General features: G+C 36.3%; 13 protein-coding genes. 5 read left to right on the forward strand and 8 right to left on the reverse strand.

What is annotated here, in order from left to right:
* Window positions 1–472: 472 nt before the first annotated feature.
* From OS138_RS11380 to OS138_RS11390, 3 genes are all read right to left on the reverse strand, one after another.
* Window positions 473–829, reverse strand: a complete 357-nt coding sequence (locus tag OS138_RS11380) for a Spx/MgsR family RNA polymerase-binding regulatory protein (protein ID WP_325070132.1) — start codon at window positions 827–829, stop codon at window positions 473–475.
* Window positions 830–842: 13 nt separating this feature from the next.
* Entirely contained in the window at window positions 843–1253 is a 411-nt protein-coding gene (locus OS138_RS11385) for a Spx/MgsR family RNA polymerase-binding regulatory protein (RefSeq protein WP_002286258.1), read from the reverse strand.
* A gap of 346 nt (window positions 1254–1599) precedes the next feature.
* Window positions 1600–3786 carry an ATP-dependent helicase gene (locus tag OS138_RS11390; protein ID WP_325070133.1) on the reverse strand — a complete coding sequence of 729 codons (2187 nt, stop codon included), beginning with the start codon at window positions 3784–3786 and terminating at the stop codon, window positions 1600–1602.
* Window positions 3787–4003: 217 nt separating this feature from the next.
* Between OS138_RS11390 and OS138_RS11395 the strand changes: the two genes are divergently transcribed.
* Window positions 4004–4687, forward strand: a complete 684-nt coding sequence (locus OS138_RS11395; protein ID WP_002286265.1) for a YoaK family protein — start codon at window positions 4004–4006, stop codon at window positions 4685–4687.
* 80 nt (window positions 4688–4767) lie between these two features.
* On the opposite strand, the gene OS138_RS11400 is transcribed toward OS138_RS11395, so the two are convergent.
* Entirely contained in the window at window positions 4768–5487 is a 720-nt protein-coding gene (locus OS138_RS11400; protein WP_002321450.1) for a deoxynucleoside kinase, read from the reverse strand.
* 314 nt (window positions 5488–5801) lie between these two features.
* Window positions 5802–6008 (reverse strand): hypothetical protein, encoded by a 207-nt coding sequence (locus OS138_RS11405; protein WP_002286271.1) that lies wholly within the window; start codon window positions 6006–6008, stop codon window positions 5802–5804.
* Window positions 6009–6253: 245 nt separating this feature from the next.
* Here OS138_RS11405 and OS138_RS11410 point away from each other — a divergent pair, with 245 nt between their 5' ends.
* From OS138_RS11410 to OS138_RS11420, 3 genes are all read left to right on the forward strand, one after another.
* Window positions 6254–6856 (forward strand): accessory gene regulator B family protein, encoded by a 603-nt coding sequence (locus OS138_RS11410; protein ID WP_002296063.1) that lies wholly within the window; start codon window positions 6254–6256, stop codon window positions 6854–6856.
* 140 nt (window positions 6857–6996) lie between these two features.
* Complete coding sequence (locus OS138_RS11415) at window positions 6997–8277, forward strand: sensor histidine kinase (protein ID WP_195193640.1); 1281 nt, start codon at window positions 6997–6999, stop codon at window positions 8275–8277.
* Between the two features lie 12 nt (window positions 8278–8289).
* The gene (locus OS138_RS11420) at window positions 8290–9018 is read left to right on the forward strand and encodes a LytR/AlgR family response regulator transcription factor (RefSeq protein ID WP_002286278.1); all 729 of its coding nucleotides are present in this window, start codon (window positions 8290–8292) and stop codon (window positions 9016–9018) included.
* Window positions 9019–9086: 68 nt separating this feature from the next.
* On the opposite strand, the gene OS138_RS11425 is transcribed toward OS138_RS11420, so the two are convergent.
* Window positions 9087–10613 (reverse strand): zinc ABC transporter substrate-binding protein AdcA, encoded by a 1527-nt coding sequence (locus OS138_RS11425; protein WP_325070134.1) that lies wholly within the window; start codon window positions 10611–10613, stop codon window positions 9087–9089.
* Between the two features lie 158 nt (window positions 10614–10771).
* On the opposite strand from OS138_RS11425, the gene OS138_RS11430 reads away from it, so the two are divergent.
* The gene (locus OS138_RS11430) at window positions 10772–12046 is read left to right on the forward strand and encodes an AI-2E family transporter (RefSeq protein ID WP_442784210.1); all 1275 of its coding nucleotides are present in this window, start codon (window positions 10772–10774) and stop codon (window positions 12044–12046) included.
* 59 nt (window positions 12047–12105) lie between these two features.
* On the opposite strand, the gene treC is transcribed toward OS138_RS11430, so the two are convergent.
* Window positions 12106–13734, reverse strand: coding sequence for an alpha,alpha-phosphotrehalase (gene treC, locus OS138_RS11435; protein WP_325070136.1), 1629 nt, complete (start codon window positions 13732–13734; stop codon window positions 12106–12108).
* A 638-nt stretch (window positions 13735–14372) separates the two neighbouring features.
* Complete coding sequence (locus OS138_RS11440) at window positions 14373–17084, reverse strand: FtsX-like permease family protein (protein WP_325070137.1); 2712 nt, start codon at window positions 17082–17084, stop codon at window positions 14373–14375.
* Window positions 17085–17091 lie beyond the last annotated feature (7 nt).

A 17091-nucleotide genomic window follows, 5' to 3' on the forward strand; every position in this document is an offset into this window, starting at 1 on the left:
AGAGACAAGTAATTGTCAACTCTTTTTTAAAAGTTTTTTTCGATTTCGTTTCTCGAAATCTTTCAGCAACTCATTTATCATAACTTATCGTTTGTTATTTGTCAAGAACTTTTTTGAAGTTTTTTTCGATAGAATCAAGCTTCACAAGTGGTCCTTTTTTAACGACTCAGTTATCTTATCATGTCATTTCTAACATGTCAACAACTATTTTATATGTTTTTTAAAATACTATTTTATTGCTTTGCTACTTAAAACAACAGAAATGAATATATCATGTAAATTTACACATGTCAATATATTTTTAACTCTATATCCCCACCTAGATTTGAATTTTGACCACATAAATTGAGCATGTCTCTCTCTATAGTAGAAAAATAAAGTCAAAAAAAGAACACATAACACGCTTGATGCTAAGTGTTCGACTGTTACAACTGTATGAAATGCTCAGTGACTTGATTAAAACAGTTAAAGTCTATTTATTTAAGATAAGCTGTTCCATCAACTGCTCATTGTATCCAATAAATAGAACTTCATCGATAATAATCAAAGGACGTCTGAGGAGGTTGGTATGTTGTGTGCATAAAAAAATCAGTTGTTTTTTTCCTACACAGGAAAGGTCAATCGCAATGTTGTGAAAAGCCTCAGACCAAGTCGCAAATAGCTGTTCTGCTTGCACTTCTTCAAAACTGCATAATTCTTCTGCTTCTTCTGTACTTAGATCGCGTTCTTCTAAGTCAACAAATTGATAAGACAATTGATGGTGTTCTAACCATTGTTTCGCCTTCAGACTTGTTACACAGTGCGCTGATCCATAGACTTTCACTTCCACGAAGGCTCCCTCCCTATGAATTTAAGATGTTATTGTTTTGTAAATAGATCAGATTTCTGGCAACACATCGAATTTCACGAGGGACAAATGACCGGATCTCATCTTCATTAAATCCGATTAGTATTCTTTTTTCATCAATCAAAATAGGTCGTCTCAATAATGAAGGATATTCTTTGAATAAGACGATCATTTGCTTTAAAGTTAATTCGTTAAAATCTATGCCCAGCTTTTCGTAAATTTTCGACCGAGTGGAAATAATATCTTGAACTCCTCCTTCAGTCGCTGCCAAGATCTTTTTGATCTCACTTTCTGTTAACGGTTCGGCAAAAATATTCTTCTCTTCAAATTCAAGTTGATTCGCTTGCAACCATGCTCTTGCTTTTCTACAGGAAGTACAGCTAGGCGAAGTATATACTTTTATCATTTTCTCACTCTTTTTTAATCATAATCCAATTCTACAGTAATTTCTTTTAAAATACCAATTATTAGCTAATAAAATATAAAAAAAAATCAAAATAACTGATTATTTACGTTTGAATAATGAGAATTATTCTATATATTCTCTATTTTGATAATAGTATTCTCATTTTCAAAATAAATAAGGGAGGTGTGACAAAATTCTTGTCACACCTCCTTTTTCCGAATAAACTGTGTTCCAGAAGTAGCTTCTTCGAAAATAAGCCGAAATTTCACAAAAATTTGAGAAGCAATTTTCATACATTCCTTCTTCTTTCTTGAAGCTGACCACTTCTGTCACACCCTCTCTTCTATCACTTTCCTTTTTTCACACGACTCCCGGTTTCTTTGATAAATCTCGATACTTTCAATTTTCTTGAATTTTTCATTTGAGGTACACATAGATACAGACGATTTCTTGCTCTAGTCATCGCAACATAAAATAGTCTTCGTTCTTCTTCTATCGTCGTCACTGGTTCTGCTTTTATTTCATTAAAGTCGATTACTTTCTTTTCTGTCGCTCCGTTATAAGGCAAACTTCCTTCGTTACAACCAATCAAAAAGACATTTCGGTAACTAAGACCTTTACTTTTGTGAATGCTCTGGATACATAGTGCATCAAGTTTTCCTTGTCTGTAAGCAATCAAGCGGGTTTTTAATTCTTTAGCTGTCGCTTGGGTTTCTTGCGATAAGGCTTGGAGTCTTCTGAAAGTAGCATGCTGCTTTACTTCTTCTCGTATCCATTCTTGATCACTCTGGTCGATTTCCTTAGCTATACGTGGCAGATGAAGATAGCTTTGAACAAGCGAATAGATTTCTTGATGCTGGTCTGTTTTACGCAACGCTTCCTCAAACTCTCGGATTTCTGCAGATTTGGATTTTAAATTGGGTCTTATCGACAAAATATAATCTGCAACGGCTATATTCTGATATTTAGGAGAAAAGTATTGATCGCATTCACTTTTTTTCAGGTAGCAATCTGCCATCAGCTGCCGGAGCAATTGCTGGTAGGCCTGATTTTTCTTTTGCAGATTCAGTGCTGTTTGCCAATGAACAATTTTTTGATAGAAATGTTGGAAAGACTTAATACCAAAGATACCTTCATATGGACTATCTGCTTCCAGTACAAAAGGAATATTCGTTTTCAGCAGAGATTGGACAAGCTGCTGCGTTTGTGAAGCTGATCGGTACAATATGATTGATTCCTTATATTTCCCATTTTTTTTAATAAATGTCTGAATTTGTTTGATTAGCCACTGACTTTCTGCTTTAGTATCAGAAAACAAATAGGCTTCCATAACGCCTGCTTCTTTTTGTGCTGGAATCATCGCCTTTGGTATCCGATCATTTTTATTATAGCTGATCAATCTATTTGCTCCTTGGACAATAGCTGCCCGAGAACGATAATTAGTTAATAAGAAAAGAGTTTTGGTAGGATATTCTTTTTCAAAGTTCTTGATGTATGCTGGCTCTGATCCTCTGAATCCATAGATACTCTGATCATCATCTCCAACAACAATCAACTTGATCCTGTTTTCCTTTGTCATCCGTTTCACGATTTCCCATTGAAGCGGATTAGTATCTTGAAATTCATCAATGAATAGATAATCATATTTTTGGCCGATATAATGCTGGATCTCCTCATTCTCCAAAGCGCTTTTCAGATTTTGGAGTACATCATTGAACTCTAGCAATTGCTGGCTTCTTTTTTGTTCTTGGAGTTCCGTGAGCAATCCATACAGTCGTTCTGATATCGGCTGTCGTGCATTCTTATCAATGGAATCATATTTTTCTTTAACTAACTGAACTATTTCTTCTACTGAAAGGTTCATATTCTGCCAATAGTCTAACCGAGAAGCAATCGTTTTTTCTCCATATTGATCAAATATATAAAGATTATATTTACGTATCAGCTGTTGCAAAACAGCATTCACTTTTTGTGCAGTATCCTTTGAAAAGTCTCCTTGTATTCCTTGCACTGCTACTTCAGGAAATTTTCGACAAATTTCATTGTATATTCTAAAAAAGATACTATGGAATGTTCCGATATGGACAGCGGTTTTTCTCTGGCTGAAATTATCTACTCGTTTTTTTAGTTCATTTGCAGCGTTCCTTGTAAAAGTGATCATTAGTATGCGTTCTTCGTCTACTTGTTTTTGCGTCATCAGATAAACAGCTTTTGCACAGATTGTTTGCGTTTTGCCGCTCCCAGCTCCTGCTATGATTCGAAGATGTTTCTTCATATCATATGTGATAGCTGCTTTTTGTTCTTGATTGAAGCGATTATAGGAACGTTTCTCCATCATTTTAAAGAAAGAGCTGTTTCCTTCACTTTCTTTTTCTTGTACTTCTTCTTCAATAAGTCCGGGTGCTTCGCCATAAGCCGCTTCATAGGTAGCAATGATTTCTTCTTGTAGCCGAAAGACTTGTTGAAGCTTTTTATACTTGTTCTCCCAGCGTTTCAATTCTTTTTGTAATCGGAGAATTTCTTTTTCATTCAACTGATTGATTTCCTTCCCATCTTTCTTCTTTGAATTTGTTTATTTCAAGTTGGTTATTTAAAGTTTCGTTGTCTATTTTTTCTTTATACTAACAGACCTTTCTAAAAATGAAAATGGGAAGCGATATGATTTTAGTTTTCTGAAAATTTTTCCTTTTTTTCAATCGTTTATGCTAAGATAAGGAAGACAAAAATATTCATAAAAGGTGATGAAAAAAATGCAGACTTCCTTTCACGAGGGGCGTACAATAGGACTTTTGCTGACATTTATCGGAGGAGCCATGGACAGTTATACTTATATCCAATATGGTGCTTTTGCCTCTGCTCAAACTGGCAATATCATTCTATCGATCATCCAAGCATTTGACGGAGAATGGCTAAGTGTTGGTAAAAAAGTATTGTCTACCCTTTTCTTTTTCTTAGGGATTCTTCTAACAAAGTATCTAATTGATTATTTTAGAAAAAAAGAAAAACATTTCTGGCGCTTGTTTGTTCTATATTATGAAGCAGTGATTTTTTTCTTTGTTAGTTTGACACCCGTCCATGAGCATCCCGCATTAGTAACGATTTTGATTGCTTTTACTGCATCGATCCAGTGGGTAGCTTTTGATAAAATCAACGGGCGTGCCTACACTAATTTATTTACAACTGGAAATTTAAAAGGGGTAGCAACGAACTTATATGATTATTGTATTTCTAAAGAAAAAGCAGATTTTGATCGATTTTTCCACTATCTAAGTGTCGTTCTTGCCTTTATCGCAGGAGCTATTGTCCTTGTTTTCTGTCATCATCTGTTTGGCGCCCATTCGATTTTGATCGTTTCCATTTTATTTTTGATCATGGCCCTCACTCAGACATTTCATTTATGGCAATTTTATCATACGAATCGGTTCACTATTTGATCTCAATGAATCAAAAAAACTAAGCAAGATGCTGCTCACAAAGAAATATCTGCGAGTGAGCAATTTGCTTAGTTTTTATATTATTTAGTTGTAAAGATTCCCTTTGCTTTCGGGTTATTTGTAGTGTAGCGGATCGACTGGGCATCTGCCTCTTCTGTCATTTTCTTTGCCCGCATCTTGATTTCTTGTACGATTTGTTCTCCACATGCCGGATCGGCTACGAAATCATATTTGTCCCCATCGATCACTATTTTGGGACATATATCAAACTGTTCATACCACTCTTCGTATCGTCGATTGAGTTCTTTATAGTAGGAATAGAGTTCAGGATCTTGTTCTAGCTGTTCATATTCCCGGCCTCTTTTTTTGATTCTCGCTAACATAGTTTCAAAGGATACACGAATATAAACCAGTAGATCTGGTTTCTTTTGTGGCGAAATTTCTTCTAACTCCTTCAGCATCGTTTCTAAAAGACCTTCATACTGCTTTACTTCTACTTCAGAAACACGCCCTAAATCTGCATTCAAATGAAACAGCATACTATCTTCGTAGATGGAGCGGTCTAGTACGTTGTCATCATGGCTGAAAGCATCTTTGATTGCCAAAAAGCGTTTGTTCAAAAAGAAAATCTGTAATAAAAAAGTATACTTTTCTGGATTAGAATAAAATAGTGGCAATACTTCATTATCTTCCACGTTCTCATAAAAAGGTTTTGTTTCTAAATCTTGGGCAAGCATTTCAGTCAGTGTGCTTTTCCCTGCACCGATCGTTCCTGCAACAATGATCACAATTATCGGCATCCTTCCTGTAATAAAATCTGTTCTTCATTTTACTACTTCATTTATAGAAATAAAAGCCTTGACTTTATCTGCTCCTTAAAAGCTACTTCTCTAAAAGTAGCCAAAAGTAACTCCTATTCATGAAAATAAAGGCTGTGACAAAAGTCTTGTCGCAGCCCTTTTTTTCAAATAAACAGTATTCTCCTGCCAACACCTCGGTCACGAGTGGCAATATTCATAAAACATGAAAAGCTGTTTTTTAACATTATTCCTTGTAACTCAGAGCTAAACGGGAGACTCACAACCTCTTTATGCTCTCAACATTTTATCTGTTTTTATTCTTCTATTGTACTTGATTTGCGTACAACTAACTGCCAGTGCAGATTATGAGCGGTATCATTGTCTTCTACTGCGCATTTCATGACACGTATCATCACACTATTTTCATAGATTTTTTCTATTTTTCCTTTTATTGGTGATTCAAATAAATCAGATTTAAATGCATATGTTTCGCCGACTTCAAACAATTGTTCATTTTCCATAAGAATCCCTCCATCACCTTTTATAAGGTCAGTAATTTTTTTAACATAAATCACTCGAAAAAGCACAAACTTGTCATAAAAAGTACTTTTCGTATCAAAACTGTCACTTTTTTTGGTAAGGTTCTTGGAAAACGAAGATTTTTTTAGGAAATCATGACGGTTTTGATGTCAAAACCACTTTTTATGAAACAAAAGACGTTTTTTATTTTTTTTAGCATAAAATTTGTGGTGGAGGTACGTATGAGATGAAAGATAAAGTTGTGAACAAATTATTAGAAGCCTTATTCAGCGGAGACAAATCGGAAGAAGATATGGTGTATGTCCAAGTAAAATTTGCCTTAGAAGTTTTATTGAATAATCTTGGAAAACTAGCGGTCGTTCTAGTCTTTTCTCTGGTGACAGGCTCATGGGCGGAAACAGGAATCACCTTTCTTTCTTATATATGCATCCGCAGATATGCTTATGGATTGCATTCCGACTCTGAATTCGTTTGTCTGCTGTGGACACTACTTTATTTATGGGGCGTTCCCTTGGTGATGAAACATCTGCAATTGACTATCTCCTTCCCAATGATGGTCTTTTTGTTAATCAGCTGCTTTTTGTTACTGCTTCGCTATGGATCAAGAGGTACAGCAATCAATCCCATTGAACCCGAGAAACGTCCCCCATTATTAAAGAAGGCGATCAGCATGTTTCTAATTTTTTCTCTCATTACTTTATTTTTCTCAGCTTCTTACTTTTCTACCTATTTGCTACTTGGGATTGTTTTAGAAATAGCTACGTTGCTTCCTATTACAAACTACTTGATGAATTTTGGAGGAATCTTTCATGAAAAAAACAATCATTAAACAATTAACTAACTTATCTGACTTTTTTGTATCTGGCTGCTGCTTTGGTATGAGTTCTGAATTCAAAATCCCTGAAAAATTAAAAAAATAATACGCTAATTGTGCTATAATTTGATAAAAATCAATGGGAGCTGTACTTTATGTTTTTATGGTCCATAGCGTTGCAATATTTGATTTACACAATTTGTATCTTATTGATTGACCATCACATCCGATACAAATATCTGTTTGCGGGAGTCATTCTGATTTCTTGTATTTTGATTGGATGGGTCTATTCGATTTTAGGGATTTTTACTGCTCTAATTGCTATAGGAATGCTGATGCTTACTTTTTTCTTCTTTTCGACTTCGCGTCAACAATTGGTTTACGCGCTTCCTTTTGGGTTATTGACGTCGCTTTTAGGAGATCACTTAACAAGCATCGGCGATTTTTTTGTTTTGAAATCTTCGGTTATTGAACCAGGAGATTCATTGCAGTATTTTCACATTGTCTTATCCGCTTTTTTATCTGCTTTATTAGCTTTTTGTTTTAAAAAATCGTTAGAGACTTGGTTTCACACTGTGGACCGCCGTATGATCGGTACGATCGGGACATTGATATTATTTACATACTATATCATTATTTTTTATACCCGTTTTTCTGGTGAAACACCTGATGTCTTAGCTTTGAATACGAGTTTTTTCATTCTATATCTGTGTGTTGGCCTGATCATCTTGGTTTATTATTGGAAAATCTCTAATAAGAAATTAGCTGATCAGTTATTAGAGCAACAAGTCAGGATGCAACAGGATTATATCAAAGATCTAGAAAAAAACTATCAAGACTTGAGAGAATTCAAACATGATTACCAAAATCTGCTTTTTTCTCTTCACAGCTATATTTCAGAAGGCGACTTAGAAGGATTACGGTCTTATTATGATCAAACGATATTACCTACACGCCAGATGATGAACCTTTTTCCGGCCAATCTAAGTATGTTGGATAATATGAAAGTTCCTGAGATCCGTAGTTTACTGTCATTAAAACTCATGATGGCACAGGAAAAAGGGTTGATCGTCCAGCTTCATTTTCCTGAGCCAATCGAACTGGATACGAAACATACGGTAAACCTTGTACGTATGCTTGGTATTATCTTGGACAATGCGATTGAAGGAGCTAGTGCTGCAAAGAAGAAAAAAATCGAATTGACCATACTCAAGAAGAATCATTCCGTGATGATTCGTGTGATCAATACAACAACAAATACATTACCGTTAAACCAGTTGAAACAAAAAGGGTTCTCAACAAAAACAAATCCAAAAAACGAAGGCCTTGGCTTGTTTATCTTGGATGAATTGACAAAGACCAATCCTTATCTTTTCCTTGAAACATCAATTGAAAACCAGCGTTTTTCTCAAACGATTTATATACAAATAAAATAAAGGAGTAATGATATGATTCCCATTTATATTTGTGAAGACGATCCAAAACAATTAGAAGTTTTATCAACGGTGATCAAAAATAGAATCATGATTGAAAACTTAGACAGTTATGTCCATATTTCTACCTCTGATCCGGAAGAACTTCTCAATGCAGCCAAGATCAGAACTTCTTCTTTTGGTATTTACTTTTTAGATATCGAACTAGAAGACAGTGAAATGGATGGTGTAGCTATCGGTAAATTGATCCGTGAATTAGATCCTTTAGGAAAAATAATCTATGTGACTTCCCATACGGAAATGTCGATGAAAATCTTAAAAAGCAACATCGAACCGACTGATTATATCGTCAAAGAAGATCTTTATGATTTAAAAGAAAATGTCGAGCATATCCTGAGCAAAATTTTCGAAGATTTTCAAATGTCCCAAATCCAAAAAGATATCTTCAAAATAGAGTTTAATGATGAGATCAAATTTTTACCGATCAAAGACATCCAATATTTTTCTACTTCGCTAGGAGCGCCACATAAACTGGAAGTCCATTTGACTCATGCCCAATTACAATTCTATGAGAAGATCAAAGAAATCGAGAAAATGCATCGGAATTTTATCCGTTGTCATAAATCCTATGTTATCAATACACAAAATGTGCGGTCGATTAATAAAAAAACCAGAGAAGTCACGTTGGCAAACGGCGAGACCATCCCAGCCTCTATCCGTGGATTAAAGAAATTGATTTCATAAAAAGAACCGAATAGTTTGGACCGACTAAATGACCAGCCGATCCAAACCCTTCGGTTCTTTTTTGCCTATCAGTGCAAAAGCATTTCCTGTGCAATTTCACGTCCATCCATTGTATCTGGATAAAATGTTGGCCAATTCTCCATTTCTTTCAGCAATGCTTCTTGACTTTCATTTCCTGCATATAAATGAAAATGTTCGGAGTCAGCCGGTGCAATCGTGTGATCACTGAATTGAATATATCTAAAAGCGCCACTTTCCTTATCTTCTGCTTCGAATAGATACCTTACGCCACGGTTTCCTGCCTCGTATGTCAAGATTTCTTTCCCTACATAACGATAATTTGAACGTTTCGTTGTTCCATCCTTAAACGTAAATGCCATCTCTTTCTCACTGATCTTGATTGAAGCAATATCTGTTTGATAGCCCTTCGTATAATATTCTTTATATTCTTGTGCTGTCTTATCCTGATTCAATTTTTCTTTATATTCAAAAACAGGATCAAATGTCCCATCTTCTACATACGTATCTACTGTCTGCCAAGTTCCTGCCCAATCTGAAAGAGAGCGATCTTGTACATCCTCGTCTTCGAAATAACCGTTATAGACGCTCTTTTCTTTTTTGGGGGTCAAAGTATCTTCTAACGGGTTTTCTGTCTCTGTCGTTTTTTTCAACGCTTCGAGGTTTGATTCCATGATAGAAAGATAGTTTTCTCCATTTTCTATTTGTTCATTCGTCAATCCTTCCAAAGGATTCAATACTTCTAAAGATACACCTGCTTCGTTTGCTAGCGTTCTGGCAATACTATCTTTGGCGTTTTCTTCAAAATAAATATAGTTGATCCCATGTTCTTTAACAAAGTGTTTCAGTTCAGCGATTCTCGCCGCAGACGGTTCTTCACTAGAAGAAAGGCCAGCAATCGATACTTGATTCAATCCATATTCTAACGCTAGATAGTTGAATGCAGCATGCTGCGTGACAAAAGATTTTTGTTTTGCTTGCTTAAAGGTTTCTTGATAAAGCTGATGGAGTGCTTGAAGTTTCTCGGTATAGGCTGCTGCATTTTTTGTCCATACTTCCTGTTTTTCTGGGTAAGCTTCAATCAGCTGATCACGTATGTTTGCTACCTGCTTGATTGCTAAACTTGGTGCTAGCCATACATGTGGGTCTAGCTCATGTGTATGGCCTTCTTCCCCGTGTTCATGGTCATGATCATGTCCTTCTTCACTTCCCGGAAGTAAAAGCATACCTTCTGTCGCTTTTATCGTATGGACATTGCCTTCTTGTAATGTTTTTTGGATTGCGGGGACCCATGTTTCCATGTTTTCATCATTATAAACAAAGATATCTGTATCTTGGATCTTTGCCATGTCTTTAGCAGAAGGTTCATAATCGTGGGAATCAGTCCCTGCTGGAATCAATAACTCTACTTCTCCTTCATCCCCGACGATTGCTTTTGTAAAATCATACATAGGATAAAAGGTCGTCATCACGCTCAATTTTTCTTTACTGTCCTCGGCTTTCCCACTTGCCCCGCCGCAAGCAGTTAACATACCTGCTAAAACCAGCATGGCCAATATACCTATCAATCGTTTCATTTATGACACTCCTCTTCTCATCTTCTTTCATTTGAATGTTCCGATTCGCTTTTCGCAAACCGTAATAGTTACGTTTTAGCAACAGGATTTAATTTATCATATGGTTAAAAGAACTGTCAAGCGTTTTCTTATTTTAATTGATGAGAAAGTTTATATGAATGATTGACGATATTTTTGCAATCAACCTCTATCATTTTCCTTTTATACCCGCTTTTGTCTATAATGAAGTTATAGATAAAGGAGGAAAAAGAGTGAAAAAAGAAACAGATACAACGAATCGTTTGATCCGCTTTTTAGGAGGAAAAACCTCTTACTATGTTTTAGGAATAGTTATCTTACTTGCGCTGATCATTTATTTTTTCCATCAGATCTCGTTTATATTCAAGCCTGTCGGAATCATTATCGCTACTATCTTGCCGCCATTATTGTTTGCACTGATCTTGTATTATCTTTTGGAACCAGTCATCAAACGTTTGAGCAAGCACCTTTCGAGGAACTTGTCAGTCATTATCGTTTATGTGATTATTTTATTTTTATTGGGGCTTGGAAGCGTATGGCTTGTTCCTTTTCTTGAAGAACAGGCAAAGACATTGATCAGTAGTTTGCCAGATTTGTTTCAAGATTTTCAAGAGAGTCTCCGACAATTTTTGGAGAAAACACCTTTTGCCGATTCATTTAATCAATTTTTCGCTTCTATTGACGACGTGACGTCTGATATAGCTGGATTTATTGGAAATTATTGGGAAAGTGGCGCACAACGGATCAGCAACATTTTTTCAACTGTTACAGCTATTTTTATTACTTTATTTACTGGTCCAATTGTCGCTTTTTTCCTTTTGAGAGATCCTCAAAAATTTTATCAGTCAGTTTTAGCGATTGTCCCACCAGCATTTCGTACAGATTTTAAAAATTTGACAAAGATTGCTAATCAACAATTGGGTTCATTTCTAAAGGGGCAGATCATTGCTTCATTTATCCTTGGAGCAGTCTACTGGGGTTGTTTCTTACTGATCGGATTAGAATTTGCTAGTGTTTTAGCTATTTCTGCTGGGTTGTTATGTATCATTCCATATATTGGGCCGTTTATCGCCTTCTTTCCAGGTTTGATCATTGCATTCCAAGACTCTACTTTTATGGCTGTCAAATTTGTCATTGTCTGGTTTGCCGTACAACTTCTCCACGGTGACTTGGTGATTCCTCGAGTAATGGGGGATCGTTTACAGATCCATCCGATTACGATCTTAATCGTTTTACTTGTCATGGGTGATCTAATGGGAATTGTGGGCGTTATTTTTGGTATTCCTATCTATACGTTAGTCAAATTACTCGTTACTTTTATTTTCCGTAAATTCAAACAACGCTACAATAAATTTTATGGCGATAAAGGAGAGTATGAAAACTCTTCATTTTCTGAAGAAGATTATTTTAAATAAAACACAAAACGTCGATCTTACGAGAATAGCTCGTAGGAACGACGTTTTGTGTTTTTGTTTTAATTTTTCAGCAAAGCAATTGCCTGGTATGGTTTTAGCTCCAGACTTTGATGAAGAACAGTATGGGAATAATTATCGATAAGAATATTGGCTTCTGTGAATCCTTCTGGGATGGTGATCCTTGTATCTTTACCATAGAAATTTGTTAATACAAGCAGCTGCTGTCCTTCAAATTGGCGAAGAAAGCCATAAACTTCCGGATGATCTGCTTCATAAGCATGATAATCTCCTTGTGCAACGATTGGATATGTTTTTCTCAGCCGAATCAATTTCTTGTAATAAGACAAAATGGAATCTTCAGAAGATAGTTCTTTTTCTACATTAATCTCTTCTAGCTTGCCTCCAACTTTTAACCAAGGTTTCCCTGTAGTAAATCCTGCTTGTTCTGTGTCTGACCATTGCATGGGTGTTCGAGAGTTATCGCGAGATTTTGCTTTGATCCGACGAAACGCTTCTTTTTCTGTGAATCCTTGTTCAAGGAGTAACTTATAAGCATTCAAACTTTCTACGTCAATATAGTCGGAAATCGATGAATAGTCTGGGTCGATCATGCCGATTTCTTCTCCCATATAAATATAGGGCGTCCCACGGTTCAAATGGATCATGGTTGCTAGCATCTCTGCTCCTTGTTTTCGATACTGATCGATAGCTACAAATCGATTGAGCGCACGTGGCTGATCATGATTATTAAAAAATAGAGCATTCCAGCCGTTACCCTCACTCATCTTTTCTCCCCATGTATGAAATAGTCGCTTTAATTCTGCAAAATCAAATGGAGGAGTAGACCATTTATTCCCATTTTCATAATCGACTTTCAAATGATGGAAATTAAAGACCATTGATAATTCTTCTCTACTAGGTTCTGTATACAAGATACAATTTTCGATCGTCGTAGAGCTCATTTCACCGACTGTGATGATAGTGGAATCCGTCCCAAACGTTGCTTGGTTCAATTCTTTTAGATACGTATGGGTGATTGGTTTGTCCGTATATTCAGGTTTGCCATCATTTTCTTTATTATTTTTCAATTGTTCGTCTTTACCGATAACATTGATAACATCGAAACGGAATCCTTTTACCCCTTTTTCCATCCAAAAACGAACAACTTTGAATAGTTCCTCTCTTACTGCTTGGTTCCGCCAGTTCAAGTCAGCTTGTGTCCGATCATATAAGTGCAAATAATATTTCCCCGTATCTCCAAATGGCGACCAAGCACTTCCACCAAATTTTGATACCCAATCCGTTGGCTCTTCTCTTAAAATGAAGAAGTCCTGATAATGCTGATCCCCTGCTAGTGCTTTTTTGAACCATTCATGTTCTGTCGAAACGTGATTCAGCACCATATCGAGCATGATTTCTATCCGGTATTTCTTTGCTTCGGCTATTAGCTGTTCGAATTCCTCCATCGTACCAAAGATAGGATCGATGGCTGTGTAATCAGAGATATCATAACCGTTGTCTTTTTGAGGGCTTGGATAAATAGGGTTTAGCCAAATCATGTCGATGCCTAGATCATTCAGATACGGGAGTTTTTCTTTGATTCCTTTTAAATCTCCAATTCCATCACCATTACTGTCTTTGTAAGATTTGGGATAGATTTGGTAAATGACTTTGTCTTTAAATGTCATGGATATTTGCCTCCATTCAACTGATTTATTACCTACCACAACTTATATATACAAGTTATCATTTATTATTATAACTGAACCGAAAGCGTTTGTAAAATTTATCTTTATACATTCTAAGATGTCTTTTGCCCAATAAAAAACAAGAGATCAGACATGTATTTGTCTAGCCTCTTGTTTAAAATAGCAAAATATTCTTGTTTCTCCTATAAATGGTGTTCAAAAGCTTTTATCTACGGCAATAAGTCTTCTCAAATGTAAAACATGAGGAGCTAATTTTATTTGTGTATTCTTATTGCTCGATGCATGACGGCTTTTTACAACCTCTGTTTCATGGTGTTCAATTAGCTGACCCTCGGTATTAGCTCAAACGCTGATTTCACAACCTCTTCCTTAAACGGTGTTTAAAAGCTTGCATCTGCGGTAATAAGTCCAACCAAACGAAAAATATGAGGAGCTATTTTTGTTTGGCTGTTCTTATTACTTGATGCAGGACAGCTTTTTCACAACCTCTGATTCATGGTGTTCCAGAAGTAGCTTCTTCGAAAAGTAAGCCGAAATTTTACAAAAATCAGAGAAGCAATTTTCGTAAATTTTTTCTTATTTCTTGAAGCTGACCACTGCTGTCACAACCTCTGTTTTTATTCATTCGATTTCAACGCATCAATCATATCGATATGCTTTAATTTGAAATGGGTAACAATCATCACAATAACCGTAAATACGATAGTTAATCCTGCTGATAAGACATAAGCCCACCATGTGATCACTAATGGAAAGATGACATTCTCCATAGACGCTTGTTGCAAGATGAAGTCAGTCAATATATATCCTACACCAAATCCTCCGATGATTCCTAAAAGAGTAAAGATGATATTTTCTCGAACAATGTACATCGTGACTTCTTTATCAAAAAATCCAAGGACTTTTATTGTAGATAATTCGCGTACACGCTCGGAAATATTGATATTAGTTAGATTATACAAGACGATAAAAGCCAGCAGGCCTGATAATACGACAAAGATTAAGACAACCGAGTCTAAGTTCGCCATTGATTCTTCTTGCGTTTCGATTTGTTTGGACATGAAAGACGTATTTGTCACAGCGTCTGTGGCAAGCAGTTTCTCGGAAAGCATTTCTTCTTCTTTTGTTGTCATCTTATCTGTACGCAGCAAAAATGCATTATCCATCATCGATTGATCAGTAACTGAAGCATAATATTCAGGGGACATATAAATAAAGCTACCTAGATAGTTTTTCACGATTTCTTTTACTTCGACTTTCCATTCTTTTTGATCTTCATCATAAAGCGAAATATGATCTCCTGTAGATAAGTCAAATAGTTCTGCTGCTTTTTGCGTAATAGCGATTCCTGTTTTAGGCAAGGAGCGTGGGTTCTCTTCAAGATCAGTTAAATGGATAAAACGATCCAAATCAGCTTTTTTACTTGGTACGATCACTGTCAGACTTTGCGAAGCATGTCCTTTTTTTCTCAATTCTACGGTTTGAGTATGAATAGCTAGGATCTCATTTACTTTTTCTTGCTTCTGCAGCATATCCGCTGCTTTTTGACGACTATCTTCCGTGGATGAATCCAATGTAACGATTGCTTGATAGTCAATGATCGGTCCAAATTGTTTGGCTGAGACAGAACTTAAAGAATCTTTCAATCCCACGCCTGCAACCATCAGCCCGGCACATCCAGCAATTCCGATAATCGCCATAAGCATTCTTGACTTATATCGGAAGAGATTTCGGTAACTGATTTTTTGATTAAAGCTAAGGCGTGACCACAGCGGAGTGATGTATTCAAGAAAAATGCGTTTCCCTGGCTTCGGTGCTTTCGGTTGAAGCAATGCAGCAGGCCGTTCTCTTAAATCTTTGAATAAAACGATCATTGCAGCGCCAAATGCGGCAATGAAGAATGCGGCAGCTGCTTGTAAAATCGGCGGCCAGTCATAAAAAATAAGCGCACTCCCAATATCATACCGCTCGTTAGACAGCTCAAAAATGATCCTTGGCAAAAGATTCGTTCCTAATATCGTTCCTAAAACAATGCCTATCCCTGAGGCTAGACTTGCATAGATTGCATATTTTTTTGCAATTTCAACTTTCGTATAACCTAACGCCTTTAATGTCCCGATTTCCCTGCGGTTTTCTTCTACCATACGTGTCATTGTCGTAAAGGTGATCAATGCGGCAATAAAGAAAAAGAAAACAGGAAAAACATTGGCAATCGCAGCGATACGATCAGACAGATCACCAAATTCTTGAAAACCGACATTTTCTGAACGTTCATTGTATAGGTATGATGGTTTAGTTAAATTTTCAATTTTTTTTGCATTTCGATTCAATTCTTCCTCTGCAGAGGCCAGTTCACGTTCTTTCTCAACTAATTGCCTTTCTTGTTCAGCGAGTTGAGCTTCTTGTTGAGATAATGTTTGAACAGCGATTGTTCGTTGCGCTTCAGGAAGCTGTTGGATAGCTGCTGACTGTTGCGCTAACTGTTTTTTAGCATCCTCTAGCCGTGTTCTTGTTTGCGTTGTTTGTGCTTTGCCATCCGCTATTTTTTGCTGTGCCGGTTCTAATTCTTCGTTTGCCGATTTTTTCAGCTCTTCTAAACGTTCTTCGGGGCGATCTTGTAAATACTTTTCTGCTTTCTCTTGATTGTGTTCCATTTTATCTTTGTAAGCTTTGCTGTACGTATTCAAATTCTTTACGTTTGTAAAATCAAGATATAAGACAGAATAAATATCTGTTTTAAAAGCGGATTCAGGCAAATAGACAAAATAATCGACGCTACCATTTCCGACGTTCGCGTATCCTCTCTCCAAATTGTTGATGAACAATGGAGAACGGACAAAGCCCGTGATGGTATACTCTTTTTCTTTCAATTCATCTGAATCAATCTGATAAATATCACCGATTTTATACCCTTCATCTTCCGCTTTTTCATCCAATACAAGCTGGTTTGGTTTTTCCGGGAGTTTTCCATCAGTTAATTGTAGCTTGTTCTGCTTGTTATTTTTGTTATAAGAAAATATTTGAATCACTTCGTTTTTGCCAGTATTGGAATAATAGATCTGTTTTCCTGTTTCTACTTTTGCATCTGGGATCTTTTCTGCTTGAGCAATATCTTTTTGTGTCAAGCCACCAGTAGAAACGATTTGCAAATCAGAAAGTCCTGCTGTACCAACATAGTGATCCATCGTTTTTTGCATGACAGGTCCAGCAGTTTTGACACCTACAAATAAAAGTGTTCCTAGCATGACAATAAGGATGATTGCAATAAATCGTCCTTTAGATTGCCGAATTTCGCGAAAACCTGCTTTAAGATATGTTCTTGTTTTCATAAAATCC

It is taken from the genome of Enterococcus sp. E5-37 (assembly GCF_035726925.1).
Taxonomy (GTDB): domain Bacteria; phylum Bacillota; class Bacilli; order Lactobacillales; family Enterococcaceae; genus Enterococcus_B; species Enterococcus_B faecium.

Excerpts from the sequence above, each read along its gene's own strand:
- OS138_RS11385 (WP_002286258.1), bottom strand. The coding sequence starts at position 1,253 with ATGATAAAAGTATATACTTCGCCTAGCTGTACTTCCTGTAGAAAAGCA.
- OS138_RS11395 (WP_002286265.1), top strand. The coding sequence starts at position 4,004 with ATGCAGACTTCCTTTCACGAGGGGCGTACAATAGGACTTTTGCTGACA.
- OS138_RS11400 (WP_002321450.1), bottom strand. The coding sequence starts at position 5,487 with ATGCCGATAATTGTGATCATTGTTGCAGGAACGATCGGTGCAGGGAAA.
- OS138_RS11405 (WP_002286271.1), bottom strand. The coding sequence starts at position 6,008 with ATGGAAAATGAACAATTGTTTGAAGTCGGCGAAACATATGCATTTAAA.
- OS138_RS11410 (WP_002296063.1), top strand. The coding sequence starts at position 6,254 with ATGAAAGATAAAGTTGTGAACAAATTATTAGAAGCCTTATTCAGCGGA.
- OS138_RS11415 (WP_195193640.1), top strand. The coding sequence starts at position 6,997 with ATGTTTTTATGGTCCATAGCGTTGCAATATTTGATTTACACAATTTGT.
- OS138_RS11420 (WP_002286278.1), top strand. The coding sequence starts at position 8,290 with ATGATTCCCATTTATATTTGTGAAGACGATCCAAAACAATTAGAAGTT.
- OS138_RS11425 (WP_325070134.1), bottom strand. The coding sequence starts at position 10,613 with ATGAAACGATTGATAGGTATATTGGCCATGCTGGTTTTAGCAGGTATG.
- OS138_RS11430 (WP_442784210.1), top strand. The coding sequence starts at position 10,772 with ATGATTGACGATATTTTTGCAATCAACCTCTATCATTTTCCTTTTATA.
- treC (WP_325070136.1), bottom strand. The coding sequence starts at position 13,734 with ATGACATTTAAAGACAAAGTCATTTACCAAATCTATCCCAAATCTTAC.
- OS138_RS11440 (WP_325070137.1), bottom strand. The coding sequence starts at position 17,084 with ATGAAAACAAGAACATATCTTAAAGCAGGTTTTCGCGAAATTCGGCAA.